Here is a 15134-nt window from a genome sequence, read left to right as displayed (position 1 = left end):
GATATAATTGTTACAAATCAGGTAAAAAAAACAGATCTGATTCTATTTTGTTCAATTGGTGAAAATTTATAATTTTAAATTATTTATTTATAATCAGTTAGTTAAATAACTAAAGCCTATTTATTAACTTATTTTTATCAATGTTAATACATAAATATATTCACAATTGGACACATCCGGAGTTACACTCCCCCGCAGTTTTTCTCAATGACCAGGCGTACTATGACTTATTCAAAGAAAATGGCTTTCAGCCTCTCCCTTCTCGCCTTAGCGACCTTCAGCCAGTCAGCGTCTGCTGCCAGCGAAAAAACCGATGTGTTGCTGATCGGCGGCGGTATTATGAGTGCTTCTCTGGGCACCTGGCTGAATGAACTCCAGCCGGACTGGAAACAGATTATGGTTGAAAGGCTGGACGGCGTGGCTGAAGAGTCGTCCAATGGCTGGAATAATGCCGGAACCGGACACTCTGCCAATATGGAGCTTAACTATACTCCGCAGCGTGCTGATGGTTCGATTGATATCAGTAAAGCGATTGAGATTAACGAGTCCTTTATGATTTCCCGTCAGTACTGGTCATCCCTGGTTAAACAGGGCGTACTGAAAGATCCTCATTCCTTTATTAACAGCGCACCACATATGAGTTTTGTCTGGGGTAATAGCAATGTTGATTACCTGACTAAACGCTATCAGGCACTGCAAAACACAACCCTGTTCCAGGGAATGCAGTTTTCTGTCGACCAGAACCAAATCAAGCAATGGGCACCGCTGGTGATTGAAGGCCGTGATCCGGCACAAAAAGTTGCAGCCACCTGGACTCCGCTGGGGACTGATGTCAACTATGGCGAAATTACCCGTCAGCTGGTAAGCAGTCTGCAATCTAAACCTGACTTCAGCCTTGAGCTATCCACAGAAGTGACCGCGTTTAAACGCAATCCGGATAACAGCTGGCATGTGACGGTAAAAAACCTGAAAGACAATACCGAACATGAGATTGATGCCAGATATGTGTTTATCGGTGCCGGCGGCGCAGCCCTGAAATTACTGCAGGAAAGCGGTATTCCGGAAGCAGATAACTACGGCGGGTTCCCGGTCGGTGGTTCATTCCTGGTCACAGAAAATCCGGAAGTGACTGAACGTCATTCAGTGAAGGTGTATGGTCAGGCCTCTGTCGGTGCACCGCCGATGTCGGTTCCCCATATTGATATCCGTAATCTCGACGGTAAAAAAGTGGTGTTGTTTGGTCCGTTTGCCACCTTCTCGACCAAATACCTGAAAAATGGTTCGTTGTTTGATCTGCTAAGCGCCACCACAACCAGCAATATCTTACCTATGGCCCATGTGGGGATTGATAACTTCGACCTGGTGAAATACCTGATTGGTCAGGTTATGCTGTCAGATGAGGATCGTTTTGCTGCCCTGCAGGAATACTACCCTGATGCTAAAAAGTCTGACTGGCGTCTGTGGCAGGCCGGACAACGGGTACAGATCGTGAAGAAAGATCCACAGAAAGGCGGTGTGCTGAAACTGGGTACCGAAATTGTTACCGACCAGCAAAAAACCATCGCAGCCTTACTGGGTGCTTCGCCGGGTGCTTCCACTGCCGCCCCTATTACGCTGAATGTGATCGAAAAACTATTCGCGGATAAGGTACAGACACCTGAATGGCAACAGAAAATCCGTAGTATCGTCCCGACCTACGGTCAGAAAATTAACGGCAATGTCGCCCTTACCCAGCAGGTCTGGGATGATACCGCCGCCAGCCTGCAACTGACCAAACCACCGCGCATCGCGGCCCCGTCAGTAGCAAGCCCGGCAGAGAATACCCCTGCCCGGCAGGCAACTCCGCAGCAGGATATGGCCCTGTAATCGGCTACTACTGAAAAATCCGCCCCTCTCTGAGCCGGCGGATTTTTTTATCCCGCCATATTCGGCTCAGACCTCAGATCCCTGTGCCAGTTTTTGCCGCCGCCGCAGATGCGGAAACATCACCATCCACAGACCCGCCACCACAAGGGTACCAATACCACCGGCCACCGACGCCGGAACTGTGCCGATAGCGCTGGCCAGCAAACCTGTTTCAAATTCACCCAGCTGATTCGAGGTATTAATAAACACAGAGTTCACTGCGTTAACCCGGCCGCGCATATCATCAGGAGTATCCAGCTGCACCATCGCACCACGGATCACCATACTGACCATATCAAAACCGCCCAATACCACCAGCGCCAACAGTGACAGGATAATGTTATCTGACAGGGCAAAAACCAGCGTCGCCCCCCCGAAACCGGCAACACAACCAAACATAATCATACCTGTATGTTTATGAAAGCTGTTGCGGCTGATCCAGATGCCGGTAATCAATGCCCCGACCGACGGTGCAGCCCGCAGTGCTCCCAGCCCCCAGGCCCCTGTATGCAAGACATCATTGGCAAAAACCGGTAACAGGGCGGTAACTCCGCCCAGTAACACCGCAAACAGATCCAGTGAAATAACGCCCAGCACATCCTTGCGTTTAACAATAAAGTCGAGCCCGGCAAACAAATTTTTGAAGGTCATCGGCAGTGGTTTAACCACTTCACGTTCATATTTCAGGGTGGTCATCACCACCAGCGAGGCCAGATAGGCGATCGCCGCCGTTCCGTAGGCCACCTGCGGCGCAACGACATACAGCAACCCGCCAGCCATCGGTCCGGCAATTACCATCGCCTCGCGGAACACCTGATTAGTCGCCATCCCTTTTGATAGCAGCCCCGCGGGCAGCAGCGCCGGTAACAGAGAGGTCATTGACGGCCCCTCAAAAGCGCGGGCCAGCGAAAACAGGCATACCAGCGCCAGTAAGATTACCGGACTGCCGGTACCGATAAAGGGTAAAACCGCCAGCCCGATAACCGCCAGAAACTCGATACTCTGACCACCGATAATCAGGGTCTTGCGATTATACTGGTCCGCCAGATGGCCCGCCGGTAATGCCAGCACTACCGAGGGTATAAACTGCATCAGGCCGATCATCCCCAGCATAAAAGTGCTGTGGGTCATGGTATACAATTGCCAGCTGACCGCCAGGGAGACAATCTGAAAACTCAGAGAAGAACAGGTTTGTGCGGCAACATAGACCCTGAAGCCAGGATGATGAAAAACACGCGATGAAGACTCTCCGCCGGAAGAGACCATAAGCAAAACTCCGGGATTATTTACTCAGGTGATTATTAGCCCGCGAGAATAACGTATTACCCGCATCAATCCAACGTACAGAAAATGATAAATTTTGCCGCAGTACTGATAACGTTCAGCGGTTTCTGTCTCAGGGGAATCCCGCTGGTCGATTATTTTGCGGGACGGAGCCCCTCAATGGTCAGGTTTCGACTATGCTTAGCGGGTGCGCATTAACCCTGTTTTTCACATGGAGAAGAAGCATGAGCAATGATCAGAAACCAAAAATAACGACGACCGATGCCGGCATCCCGGTTGCCAGCGACGAACACTCTCTGTCGGTCGGTGCCGATGGTCCGCTGGTATTGCATGACCATTATCTTATCGAACAAATGGCTAATTTTAACCGGGAGCGAATTGCAGAACGTCAGCCCCATGCCAAAGGCAGCGGCGCTTTCGGCCATTTCCGGGTGACGGGAGACGTGAGCCGGTATACCCGTGCAGCCCTGTTCCAGCCGGGGGTAAAAACAGAGGTTGTGATGCGGTTTTCGACCGTGGCCGGAGAACGCGGCAGTCCTGATACCTGGCGGGATCCGCGCGGATTTGCGATAAAGTTTTACACCACCGAAGGTAACTATGATTTGGTCGGCAATAATACCCCGGTATTTTTTATCCGTGACCCGATGAAGTTCCAGCATTTTATCCGCTCGCAGAAACGCCGCGCTGATAATAACCTGCGTGATAATGAAATGCAGTGGGATTTCTGGACCTTATCCCCCGAGTCCTCACACCAGCTGGCATGGCTGATGGGTGACCGTGGTATCCCGAAAAGCTGGCGCCATATGAACGGTTATTCCAGCCATACTTATATGTGGGTCAATGCTGCCGGGGAGAAATTCTGGGTTAAATACCATTTTAAAACCGATCAGGGTGTTGAATGTCTGACCCAACAGCAGGCCGACCAGCTGGCCGGGGCTGACGGGGATTTCCATGTGCGGGATCTGTTTAACGCCATTAAACAGGGCGACTTTCCCCAATGGACCCTGTATATGCAAATTATGCCGTTTGCCGACGCAGAGCACTACCGGTTTAACCCGTTTGACCTGACCAAAGTCTGGCCGCATCAGGATTATCCATTAATCGAAGTCGGTAAACTGACCCTCGACCGTAACCCGACGGATAACCATGCCCAGATTGAACAGGCCGCATTTGAACCTAACAACCTGGTGCCCGGCATCGGCTTAAGTCCGGATAAAATGTTACTCGGCCGCGTCTTTGCCTATGCCGATGCCCACCGTGCACGGCTGGGGGTCAACTATAAACAGATCCCCGTTAACGCCCCTCACTCACCGGTGAACAGCTACAGTAAAGATGGCGCTATGCGTATGACACCGGTCAGTGACCCGGTGTATGCGCCAAACTCCAAAGCAGGCCCGCAGGCCGATGGCAAACAATATCCGACCGATTCTGCCTGGCACAGCAGCGGTGATATGGTGCGCCAGCCCTATGCGCTTCATGCTGAGGATGATGATTTCAGTCAGGCGAATACGCTGGTCTGTCAGGTGATGGATGATGCGGCACGGCAACGGCTGGTGGATAATGTCAGCGGGCATCTGCTGAACGGGGTTGAAGAACCGGTATTATCACGGGCATTTGACTACTGGCGAAATATCGACCGTAAAATCGGTGACCGGATAGCAGAGAAAGTCACCACTGCCCGCCAGGCAGCGAAATAACACTCAGCCCTCCGGGAAACCGCCCCTGCGCTACCGGAGGGTTACTTTGACAACAGACGTAACCCTGACTGGCTGATTTCTGCCGAATCCTGCGCCGTACAGACCCACTCTTCGACCCGTTCTGTTAGTTGCTTCTCCGTCAGACGGTATTTTCCTTTCAGGGCACATTCCCAGATAATCAACACATTCCAGCCAGCCGCCTGCAGCTTTTCGAGAATTTGCTCATCCCGTTCAGCATTCCGGTCAATTTTCTGTTGCCAGAAAGTACGGCGGGTTGCCGGAGGTTTATATAAATGACAGGAGTGACGATGCCAGAAGCAACCGTGGGTAAAAATAATTTTGCTACTGTCCTGCAGGACAAAATCGGGCCGGCCGGGTAGTTCCCGTACCTGCTGAGATGCCGGGATATTCAGTGACTGCAATAACCACAGTATTCGTTTTTCCAGGGACGTGTCACGGTCCCTGATGGCCCGCATATTTTTACTGCGGGTCGGCTCATCATGTACATCAGCCATCGTTCCTCCGGTAGTGTGACCGCCGCCGGCCTGCCAGCGTATCTTAAGTTACTTAATACGTCAGACCGGCTGTCTCATGAAAAATCATGCCGTTAAGCCAGCAGCCCGCGTCACAGGATTAAGTAATTTAAGGTTATCCTAAGCTTTGCGCCGCATAATAGCCCGCCGGTATTATTGTACCGGTATACTTATATTGCTTATGACATCACTGCTTATATTACCGGCGGTGGTACCTGCGGCCAGTAATCGCAGCTAACAATACACCAGAAAAATCGTTCCCCCGCCACTGCCTGTTGTCTGGCCCGCGGGGTTATGACCAGTGGCCGTCACCACTGTTATCAGACAGATAAACTGTAACTGTCTTGCCGGAGTACCAGATGAAGATATTAATTGTTGAAGATGATGCCCTGTTACTGCAGGGTCTGATAATCGCTATGCACGATGAAGGCTACACCTGCGATGGTGTCAGCAGTGCACGGGAAGCAGAAAACTGTCTTAAAGCTACCCAATACAGTCTGGTGATCCTCGATCTTGGTCTGCCGGATGAGGATGGAATACACCTGCTGTTACGTTTACGTCGTCAGAAAATGGCTTTACCGGTATTGATACTGACCGCCAGAGATACCCTGAGCGACCGGATTATCGGCCTCGACAGCGGGGCCGACGATTACCTGATCAAACCTTTCGCTCTGGAAGAACTGAATGCGCGGATACGGGCCTTAATCCGCCGCCACAATAACCAGAGCACCAATCTGCTGACGGTTGAGGATTTGTCGCTGGATACCGCCCATCGTCAGGTGTTCCGCAGCGGCGAATTGCTGGATCTGACGCCGAAAGAGTATGCCTTGCTGGCCCGGCTGATGATGAAAGCCGGCAGCCCGGTTCACCGTGAGATTTTATACAACGATATTTATAACTGGAATAATGAACCTTCAACCAATACCCTTGAAGTTCACATCCATAATCTGCGTGAAAAAATAGGTAAACCCCGTATCCGCACCGTGCGGGGATTTGGGTACGCTCTGCTGAAATAAAGTGTCCGTCGAAGAGGGTCAGCAAATATTGAACAGGTTACCGAAAACAACCACCCTGCGCCGGCGGTTGCTGATCACTATCGGCGCGATTTTACTGTTTTGCCAGCTAATCAGTGTGCTCTGGTTATGGCATGAGAGCAAAGAACAGATAGATCTGCTGGTCAGAGCTGTATTGCAGCAACGTAATGAACAGGGACATGTGGAAAAAGAGATCCACGAAGCGGTCGCCAGCCTGGCATTACCCAGCCTGATCATGATTTCCGTCGCCCTGATATTGTGCTGGCAGGCGGTGAAGTGGATCACGCATCCCCTGTCAGAATTACGCTATCACCTCGGAAAACGCAGCGAATTTAATCTGCAACCGGTGGAGTACCAGAGCGCAATTATCGAGATCGACGGGGTGATCCACGCGATTAATCAGATGGTCGAACGTTTAACCACCACCCTCGAACGAGAACGGCTGTTTACTGCCGATGTCGCCCATGAATTACGTACCCCGCTGGCCGGGCTGCGGTTGCATCTTGAATTAATTGCCAGACAGCATCCCATTGATATGTCGGCTCTGATCCATCGTCTCGATCAGATGACTGACAGTGTTTCACAGCTGCTGCAACTGGCACGGGTTGGGCAGTCATTTTCCGCTGGCAGTCAGCAACCGGTGCCACTGGTCAGCGCTGTCACCCGTCCCCTGCGTGACAGTTTGCTGACCATGATCAAGCTGCGGCACCAGCACTTAATTTTGCCGGATGACAGCGCAGACTTTATCGTCAAAGGCGACCCGACATTATTACAGCTGGTGGTACGTAACCTGACAGAAAACGCGCACCGTTACAGCCCTGAACACAGTACCTTACAGGTGAGTATTCAGCAGCTAACCGCGACCGACGGTAAGCAATATATTGAGCTGGCGGTAGAAGACCAGGGACCCGGCATTGATGAAAGCAAAACCGGTGAGCTCAGCAAAGCCTTTACGCGGATGGATAGCCGCTACGGAGGGATTGGGCTGGGACTCAGTATTGTCAGCCGGATCTGTCAGCTGCATGATGCAACATTTTGTCTGACTAACCGTACCGACCGTCAGGGGTGCCGGGCAGTGGTACGCTTCATAAAGCAGGACATTGTTACGGAAAACTGCTGAACCAGACCAGCAGAAAGGTTGCCAGCACACACAGACCGAGCAATGTGGCACTGAGTTCACCGAAAGAAATAGCCGCGACTTTATTCATCATACTCTCCTGTCTGGTTTGTCAGGAGAGTATGCAGGTTAATCATTAAGATTTTATTAATCGGGAGAAGATAATGACGGCAGGTTAAGGTGCAGCAAATTCCGCTTTCGCTTTTGCCAGCTGGGCGTTAAAGGCCGGAGAGGTATGCAGAGTCGCCACCACCCCTGAAGCCACTACCCGTGCAGCATCAACATCACTCTGCCAGTGATAGCCGCAAATGACACGGCTTTGCCCGAGTTCATAACCCCGCTTAAGGATTTCATTCTGCCGCTGCGGGTTAATTTCGGCCAGTACCAGCGCCGTGGCCCAGCCAATAGCCGTATGACCAGAGGGGTAAGAACCGTTGGTCGAAAGTTCATCCTGTTGCCGGGTATTACAGGTCGCCACCTGGTAGAAAGCAAACGGACGGATACGCATATAATGCTGCTTTGCTGAGCGGGTTGCCAGGTCCCCGGCATCTTCGATCATGTTGGTCAGCAGTTTATACAGTTGCGGCGTATTTCTGGCCGTAATTTCGCGTCCGAAGGCCGCAGAAAATGCATTCGCCACCCCGCCGCTGCTCAGGTTAGCATCCTCGGCCGCCAGCTTGCCGCGGTCGGTGTTACGTAATAAGCGCCCCTGTTCGTACATCGCCTGATCATTCAGAAAAGCGATACTGCCAATTGCCGGAGGCGGGGGCAGCAGTGCCAGGCTGTCAATGGACTGACTATTGGTCAGATAATAGAGGTCTGGTTTGGTGGTGACATCATCCCCGGCAGGGGTTGCCGCCGCCGCAGCAGCACCATAAAACAGTGCTGATATCAGTAGTGCCATCGTCAGTTTTTTAGTCATTATGTCGTCCTGTGATAAGTACATTCCCGGAAAAAATACGTTACCACGTCACGTATCACCGAAACTCCTGCACTGGTCACAGTTCAAAAAAATAACGCTATAATGTTCAGGATCTCTGCCGTTCGTGACTAAGTTAATAACTATCGACGATTAACAGTTCATTTACACCCGGGGGTTACTGTTCCTGCCCGGCCGGGCAGGAATATCTCAGAGTAAAGAGGCACCCAGCAAAGTCTCGAGGGTTTTCAGGGGAGAATGTTGCGGATTTACCATATCTCTGGCCGGCAACAGAAACGTCTGTTCCAGCATAAACTGCCCCGACATGGCTGCGTGGGGGGTTTGATCAGAAAAACAGATCCAGCTGCTGCCCGGCGGAAAACTCACCTCCAGCTGTGCACCCGATGACTGGTAGTCTGTATCGGCTTTCATTGCGTCGTGCAACCCCAGCATAATATGGTCATAACGGGTGCGGTAACTTTTGGTGATCCCCAGCTTTTGCTGTAACAGACTGCTCAGGGGATGGTAACGCCCCACCCGTGGCAGGAATCGTTTGACCAGCGACGGAAATGGCTCACCGACCCGCCAGACCCGGGCTTCACCGTGCGGATTAATATTGGTGAAAATGCGCAGGATACGTTCCCCGTGGATAGGCCGCGACGGGAAAGCATCCACATGTAACCGGGTATCATCTTTACGCCATGAACTGCCTTTCTTCCACACCGCTACCGGATGAACCCGCAACGTGTTAATCGGGGTGTGCAGTACCGGAACATAAGCAGGCAGCAGACTACCGATCAGCTGCTGACAGACCTGATGATGGCGTTGCAGCAACTGACGGATCACCGTTTCGTCTGCCTTGTCGGCGACACCAAATAACTGATCAGTCTCAGCGCGGTAGCTGATATTTTTTCGCCCCGGCTGAACGGTTTGCTCCCGCAGACGTGGCTGTTCATCCGGAGTAAGAGGAAAACCTAGTCGTGGCAGGCTAAGAACTGCGCCCTGCTCAAGGGCCGTCAGGGCCTGCTGGCTGAAACTCCCGCCATCTGCCCAGTCATTCAGAGGTAAAGTGAATATCACGTCGTCATAACGCAGCGTATCGGTCTGCATTTCTGACTCCTTGTTTAAGAATTTTATACTGTTAAGAATAATAGAGTTAAGAAAATTGTTTAACGCCAAAAATGCGAATCAGTCTCATCCGGACAAAATATCAGCAACGAAACAGCCTCAGACCGCTAACTCCTGATAGCTGACCATCACATGTTCACGGTAGGCTGCTCGCCGGGTCAGTCGCTGGTAGTAAGCTTCGACGGCCGGTAATGCTGCCCGCCGGATATCCAGATCAAAATAGCGATACAAAATATGGCCGAACTGAATATCAGCCAGAGTGAATTCCGGCCCGGCCAGATACGGGTGACGCAATAATTGTTGCTCTGCAATATTCAGAAAACGGGTCAGCCGCTGTAAAGCGACCGTAAGTGCCTGCATATCACGCTGTTCCGCCGGAATACGCACCAGGGGCCAGAACACCGGCATAGTAAAATTAATGGCAATATTAATTTTTGACCATTCCGCCCACTGGTCGATAACACAGCGTTGATTCACATCAGATGGCCAGAACGGCGGGTCACCATAGAGCGCCGCCAGATGACGCAGAATGGCACCAGACTCCCACAGGGGAGTTCCCCCGTTGATACTGACGACGGGTACCGTACCGTTGGGGTTCATGGCCAGAAACGCCGGAGTATCATTGCCGCCAAACCTGTGTCCGATATCATAGCGTTTATAATGCTGCTGCAGTTCGGCCACCGCCCACATCACAGCCTGTACATTTGACGAGGTTTTGCGCCCCCAGATTTCTATCATCGATATTCTCCGTCAGTCACAATTTACCGGTTCTGCTGCACCACCGCCTGTGACACTGGCGGTTTTTTTCTGCGGGTTGCCAGCCAGCAAACCAGAGAACCAAAGCAGACCATCCCTGTGCCCTGCCAGAATGAAAGGGTCAGGGCGGAGTGCAGCATAACTGAAGCCAGTACCGCTGACAGTACCGGAATAAAATAAGAAACAGTCGCCAGTAAGGTGGCATTTCCGCGCAGAATACCAATATTCCATGCCGCGTAACCCAGGCCGAACGCCAGGGCTGCCAGTAACAGGCTTATGGTGGCAGGCAGACTGACACTGAAAGGACTGGCGGAAGAACTCAGCTGTTTCACCCACAGGGTGGCCGCAGTCAGCATAAAGAAGAAGGTAATTCCGTTACTGCCACGAGCCAGCTTTTGGGTGACAACACAGTACACCGCCCAGATAACCGCTCCGCTGAAAGCCAGACCGTAACTGAACGGGTTTTCTCCAATATGCCGGGTTATCTGTATCAGGGAGAGCGGCTGGTTACCGGACAACACCTGAAGAATGCCTGCCAGCGACAGGCCAATGCCCGGCAAAATTGTCCAGTGTACCCGCTGACGGTTTACAATGATCCCCAGAACCACGGTCATTGCCGGCCAGAGATAATTCACCATCCCGACTTCGATGGCCTGCTGAGCATTTTGTGAAAAACCCAGCGACAGGGACAGGCAGATTTCGTAACTGACAAACAGTAAGCTGCCGATCAGCAGGTAGCTGCGCGGAAATGTTCTGAGTTTCGGGAAGCCAACAGTCAGTAACAGCACCACCGAACTCAGGGTATATACCAGCGCAGCTCCTCTGACCGCCCCGAACCCTTCACTGACATGTTTGATTAGCCCGACATTGGCACTCCAAAGCACAATAGCGGCTAAGCCGATGACCGTCGCTTTTGTCGAATTCATGACTACCTATCCTATTTATCTGCTGTTCAGGGGGCGCCGGGAACGTCAGAGGCTGCCTGAGCAGGCAACCATTTGCCGGAAAAAACCGGTCTGTCGTTCATAATATTTACTGGTTTCAGGGTATCGGCTGGCTGTCATCCTGTCACGATTTTTCCCGATCCCTGACGTAACTTCTTTTACCTGCCACCTCAGCCCGTCTCTGTTCAGGAGAAATCACCGGCTGTACCAGCCGCAGGCGATGCCACGCAAAGGATTGCGCTCTTCGCCGGAAACATTTATTGTGCCTGCGCCCGGTGAGCGGATGGCCTTGCCGGGGCAGAAGATCCTGCGGCGGCCGGAGTGCTGTTTTTACTGCCTGAAACCCGGTTTATCGAGAATTTATGAGCTTACTTTTACACTTTATCGACTTATTCGGTACTTTTGTCTTTGCCCTCAGTGGGGCTACTGTCGGCGTCAGAAACCGGTTCGATCTGTTTGGTGTCTTTGCACTGTCATTTGTTACCGCCATTGGCGGCGGCTGTATCAGGGATCTCTGTCTGGGTGCCACCCCGCCCGCAGGGCTGGTGAATGTGGAATACCTGCTCTGCGTGATTATGGCCATGACTCTGCTGTCTTATTTCCAGAAACTGGTATTCTCTTTCGAAAAACCGGCCCTGTTCTTTGATGCCCTGGGACTGGGATTTTTTGCCGCCTTTGGTGCAAATAAAGCCTGGCAATATACGCAAAATATCGAATTCTCTATTTTAATGGGCTGTGTCAGTGCGGTCGGTGGCGGATGTCTGCGGGATATTCTGGCGGGGAGAACACCGGTTATTTTTACCAAAGAGATCTATGCCAGTGCGGCATTAATTGGTGCGGCTATCGAGTTACTGGGTTCTGCTAATATTATTCCGGAACACTACAGTGTCTGGCTATCTATCGTTACCTGCACACTGATCCGGCTGTTGTCGCTTAAGTACAATATCACTCTGAAAACTATCGCGAATAAATACTTTTAACCCGTCAGAGGCCCCTTTAACCTTTAGTGCGTCAGCCGGGGATTAGACTGGTCGTCTGATAACGAAATTGTTACTTTAGCCTGAATATAGCCAGTGTTTAACATTACTCCGGAGGTCATCCAGATGAATATCGTCGAGGTTGCCAAACAGCGTTACACAACCAAAGCCTATGATCCGCAAAAAAAGCTGACTGCTGAACAACAGCAGCAATTGCTGGATCTCCTGCGCAACAGCCCCTCTTCCCTGAACCTGCAACCCTGGCATTTTTTTGCGGTTACCAGCGATGAAGGAAAAGCAAAAATTTTACCCGCCATCCGCGAATTCAACCTGCCGAGAGTACGTGATGCTGCCATGGTAGTGGTGTTTGCCTCAGCTGACCGTCTGGATGACGCGCATCTCGCCGCAGTTCACGCCCGGGAAACGGCCGATGGTCGTTTCAAAGATGACGCCAGCGCAGCAGCTAATGATAATGGCCGCCGTCAGTATATTGCTGCCTTCGGCGGTGATGAACAGAATGTTCGCCACTGGCTGGAACGTCAGGCCTATATTTCTCTGGGCTTTCTGCTGCTGGGTGCCGCAGCGCTGGACCTGAATGCTACTCCAATCGAAGGTTTTGATCCGCAGAAAATGGATGAACTGCTCGGACTGAAAGCAAAAGGCATGCACAGTCTGGTGGTGGCATCGATTGGCTTTAATAGTGAAAAAGATTTTAACGCCACGTTACCTAAGTCACGTTTCAGTGAACAGCAAGTCATTACCCGGCTATAGTCTTCATGACAATCCCTGCCGCTGCGGCAGGGATTTTTTCCGCCCTGTCGCTTTTATCCTGTCCTCTGCGGCCGAATCTCCCCTGCTTTTCCGGCATTAAATGTTAATCAATTGTTTAAATAAATCAGTTAACAGAACAAAAACAGCGTTTTTGTGGTTCTGTTAGATATTTTCTTTTAGTCCGATAAGTTTTTTTTATTTAGCCCCTTTCTTCCTGATCAAAAAAGCGCTTTCATATATTGCAGGCCGCGACGTTATCGCACTGCTAGCGCAGGACGTCGCGGCAGGTCATCGAAACAAGCAGCACAATCAATCCGCCACAGGCAAAAATGAAAAATAAAAGGCAGACAGGATAGATGAATAACCGTCAGGAGCTGATCCGCAAGCTGCATGAAATCGCGGGAGATAAACAGGTTTTAGTGAGCGAGGATGACAAGGCATTTTATACCAAAGGATTCCGTGTCGGTCAGGGTGATGCGCTCGCCGTGGTACTGCCTCAGACATTATTACAGCTCTGGCAACTGCTGAAAGTCTGCGTGGCAGAAGATGTGATTATTCTGATGCAGGCATCCAATACCGGCGTGACCGGCGGGTCAACGCCCGATGGTAACGATTATGACCGCGATATCGTGATTATCAGTACCAGACTGCTGACGGGCGTACAGGTAATTGATAATCATCAGCAGGTGATCGCTTTCCCCGGCACGACGCTGACTGAGCTTGAAGACACTCTGAAACCCTTACAACGGGAGCCTCATTCGGTCATTGGCTCATCCTGTATCGGTGCGTCGGTGATTGGCGGGTTATGCAACAACTCCGGCGGTTCACTGATCCGCCGCGGCCCGGCATTTACGGAAAAATCACTGTTTGCGCGCATCACCGAAGACGGACAACTGGAGCTGGTCAACCATCTGGGGATCCAGCTGGGGGATACCCCGGAAAGAATAATTAATGCCCTCGAAACCCGAGAATATACCACCGGCGATGCAGAAGACTGGGAAGGTAAAATCTGGGCCGACGATTATGCAAAACAACTGCGGGATACACAGGCGGCTTCACCGGCCCGGTTTAACGGCGATAAACGTTATTTATATGACAGTGCAGGCTGTGCCGGTAAAGTCGTGGTATTTGCCGCCCGTTTGCCGACGTTCGCCGCCAGTGAACAAACCCGTACCTTTTATATTGGCAGTAATGATGAAACGGAACTGGTAGAGTTGCGGCGTTTCCTGCTGGAAAAAATGGATGAATTACCCTTACAGGCTGAATATATTCACGCCGGGGCTTTTGACCTGACGTTGCGCTATGCCAAACATATGTTCCTTGCTATTCGTAAGCTGGGCCCGCAGGCATTACCCGGACTGATGGCGAATAAAGCGCGCTGGGATGTGCGGGTAAAACATGCCCGTTTTCTGCCACATAATTTCACCGATAAATTGATCCAGGGCTTTAACCAGGTCACACCGTCCTTTGTTGCGCCACGCATTATGGCCTATCGCCAGCGGTTTGTTCATCACCTGATGATTAAAGTGGATGCCGTGCAGACTGCGCAGCTCACTGCCCTGCTGGACGAATTTTTCGCCCACCGTCCGGGGGAATATTTCCTGTGTGATAAACGTGAAGCAGCCGATGCCTTTCTGATCCGTTTTGCGGTGGGCGGCTGTACTATTTGTTACTGTGATTATCTGGGCTACCCGACCAGTGAGCGGCTGGTGGCTTTCGATGTGGCACTGCGGCGTAACGACAGCCAGTGGCGCATCGAACTGCCGCCGCATCTTGCGGCACAGGTTCAGGCCGATTCCTGCTGTGGCCATTTCTTCTGCTTTGTCAACCACCAGGACTACGTGCTTAAGCCGGGGGTGGATGCACACCAGTTTAAACAGGATGTGATGGCATATCTGGAACAACGCGGCGCACGTTATCCCGCAGAGCATAATGTCGGCCATCTGTATCAGGCCTCCTGCGAACACCAACAGCACTGGCATCAGCTCGACCCGACCAATACCTGTAACCCGGGAATCGGTAAAACCAGCCGTAAAAAATTCTGGGCTAAATAATTCCGGGATAAATAA

The 15134-nt window shown here is 51.5% G+C and carries 13 protein-coding genes; 7 read left to right on the top strand and 6 right to left on the bottom strand.

Features of this window, described 5'->3' with window-relative positions:
• Nucleotides 1-222 precede the first annotated feature (222 nt).
• The gene (gene mqo, locus JK211_RS01565; protein WP_212706911.1) at nucleotides 223-1866 is read left to right on the top strand and encodes a malate dehydrogenase (quinone); all 1644 of its coding nucleotides are present in this window, start codon (nucleotides 223-225) and stop codon (nucleotides 1864-1866) included.
• Between the two features lie 66 nt (nucleotides 1867-1932).
• On the opposite strand, the gene JK211_RS01560 is transcribed toward mqo, so the two are convergent.
• Complete coding sequence (locus JK211_RS01560) at nucleotides 1933-3171, bottom strand: MFS transporter (RefSeq protein ID WP_212706910.1); 1239 nt, start codon at nucleotides 3169-3171, stop codon at nucleotides 1933-1935.
• Nucleotides 3172-3413: 242 nt separating this feature from the next.
• On the opposite strand from JK211_RS01560, the gene JK211_RS01555 reads away from it, so the two are divergent.
• Entirely contained in the window at nucleotides 3414-4886 is a 1473-nt protein-coding gene (locus tag JK211_RS01555; RefSeq protein ID WP_212706909.1) for a catalase, read from the top strand.
• Nucleotides 4887-4927: 41 nt separating this feature from the next.
• On the opposite strand, the gene JK211_RS01550 is transcribed toward JK211_RS01555, so the two are convergent.
• Complete coding sequence (locus tag JK211_RS01550; protein WP_212706908.1) at nucleotides 4928-5401, bottom strand: very short patch repair endonuclease; 474 nt, start codon at nucleotides 5399-5401, stop codon at nucleotides 4928-4930.
• Nucleotides 5402-5778: 377 nt separating this feature from the next.
• Between JK211_RS01550 and pmrA the strand changes: the two genes are divergently transcribed.
• Both pmrA and pmrB read left to right on the top strand, forming a co-directional pair.
• The gene (gene pmrA / locus JK211_RS01545; RefSeq protein ID WP_212706907.1) at nucleotides 5779-6435 is read left to right on the top strand and encodes a two-component system response regulator PmrA; all 657 of its coding nucleotides are present in this window, start codon (nucleotides 5779-5781) and stop codon (nucleotides 6433-6435) included.
• Between the two features lie 25 nt (nucleotides 6436-6460).
• A complete protein-coding gene (gene pmrB, locus JK211_RS01540) occupies nucleotides 6461-7573 on the top strand; it encodes a two-component system sensor histidine kinase PmrB (RefSeq protein ID WP_371734565.1) in 1113 nt (370 codons plus the stop codon).
• Nucleotides 7574-7745: 172 nt separating this feature from the next.
• Here the strand turns inward: pmrB and phoC are convergent, their stop codons facing one another.
• The 4 genes from phoC to yddG all read right to left on the bottom strand — a co-directional run bounded on the left by phoC (nucleotide 7746) and on the right by yddG (nucleotide 11299).
• A complete protein-coding gene (phoC, locus tag JK211_RS01535) occupies nucleotides 7746-8474 on the bottom strand; it encodes an acid phosphatase PhoC (RefSeq protein ID WP_371734564.1) in 729 nt (242 codons plus the stop codon).
• A 225-nt stretch (nucleotides 8475-8699) separates the two neighbouring features.
• Nucleotides 8700-9599, bottom strand: a complete 900-nt coding sequence (locus JK211_RS01530; RefSeq protein WP_212706905.1) for a Kdo hydroxylase family protein — start codon at nucleotides 9597-9599, stop codon at nucleotides 8700-8702.
• 117 nt (nucleotides 9600-9716) lie between these two features.
• Entirely contained in the window at nucleotides 9717-10355 is a 639-nt protein-coding gene (locus tag JK211_RS01525) for a glutathione S-transferase family protein (protein WP_212706904.1), read from the bottom strand.
• A gap of 23 nt (nucleotides 10356-10378) precedes the next feature.
• Nucleotides 10379-11299, bottom strand: a complete 921-nt coding sequence (yddG, locus tag JK211_RS01520; protein WP_212706903.1) for an aromatic amino acid DMT transporter YddG — start codon at nucleotides 11297-11299, stop codon at nucleotides 10379-10381.
• 380 nt (nucleotides 11300-11679) lie between these two features.
• Between yddG and JK211_RS01515 the strand changes: the two genes are divergently transcribed.
• From JK211_RS01515 to dld, 3 genes are all read left to right on the top strand, one after another.
• Complete coding sequence (locus tag JK211_RS01515) at nucleotides 11680-12297, top strand: trimeric intracellular cation channel family protein (protein WP_212706902.1); 618 nt, start codon at nucleotides 11680-11682, stop codon at nucleotides 12295-12297.
• Nucleotides 12298-12420: 123 nt separating this feature from the next.
• Entirely contained in the window at nucleotides 12421-13065 is a 645-nt protein-coding gene (nfsB, locus tag JK211_RS01510) for an oxygen-insensitive NAD(P)H nitroreductase (RefSeq protein WP_212706901.1), read from the top strand.
• 356 nt (nucleotides 13066-13421) lie between these two features.
• The gene (dld, locus tag JK211_RS01505; protein WP_212706900.1) at nucleotides 13422-15119 is read left to right on the top strand and encodes a D-lactate dehydrogenase; all 1698 of its coding nucleotides are present in this window, start codon (nucleotides 13422-13424) and stop codon (nucleotides 15117-15119) included.
• Nucleotides 15120-15134: the final 15 nt, after the last annotated feature.

It is taken from the genome of Tatumella sp. JGM130 (genome assembly GCF_018257525.1).
GTDB lineage: Bacteria > Pseudomonadota > Gammaproteobacteria > Enterobacterales > Enterobacteriaceae > Tatumella > Tatumella punctata.
The sequence above is the reverse complement of the archived record's forward strand: the minus strand, read 5'-3'. Positions and strand labels throughout refer to the sequence as shown.

Bases quoted from the DNA above. Each gene is read 5' to 3' on its own strand.
- dld (WP_212706900.1), top strand. From the start codon at position 13,422: ATGAATAACCGTCAGGAGCTGATCCGCAAGCTGCATGAAATCGCGGGA.
- JK211_RS01525 (WP_212706904.1), bottom strand. From the start codon at position 10,355: ATGATAGAAATCTGGGGGCGCAAAACCTCGTCAAATGTACAGGCTGTG.
- JK211_RS01550 (WP_212706908.1), bottom strand. From the start codon at position 5,401: ATGGCTGATGTACATGATGAGCCGACCCGCAGTAAAAATATGCGGGCC.
- JK211_RS01530 (WP_212706905.1), bottom strand. From the start codon at position 9,599: ATGCAGACCGATACGCTGCGTTATGACGACGTGATATTCACTTTACCT.
- JK211_RS01560 (WP_212706910.1), bottom strand. From the start codon at position 3,171: ATGGTCTCTTCCGGCGGAGAGTCTTCATCGCGTGTTTTTCATCATCCT.
- JK211_RS01555 (WP_212706909.1), top strand. From the start codon at position 3,414: ATGAGCAATGATCAGAAACCAAAAATAACGACGACCGATGCCGGCATC.
- phoC (WP_371734564.1), bottom strand. From the start codon at position 8,474: ATGGCACTACTGATATCAGCACTGTTTTATGGTGCTGCTGCGGCGGCG.
- nfsB (WP_212706901.1), top strand. From the start codon at position 12,421: ATGAATATCGTCGAGGTTGCCAAACAGCGTTACACAACCAAAGCCTAT.
- mqo (WP_212706911.1), top strand. From the start codon at position 223: ATGACTTATTCAAAGAAAATGGCTTTCAGCCTCTCCCTTCTCGCCTTA.
- pmrA (WP_212706907.1), top strand. From the start codon at position 5,779: ATGAAGATATTAATTGTTGAAGATGATGCCCTGTTACTGCAGGGTCTG.
- yddG (WP_212706903.1), bottom strand. From the start codon at position 11,299: ATGAATTCGACAAAAGCGACGGTCATCGGCTTAGCCGCTATTGTGCTT.
- JK211_RS01515 (WP_212706902.1), top strand. From the start codon at position 11,680: ATGAGCTTACTTTTACACTTTATCGACTTATTCGGTACTTTTGTCTTT.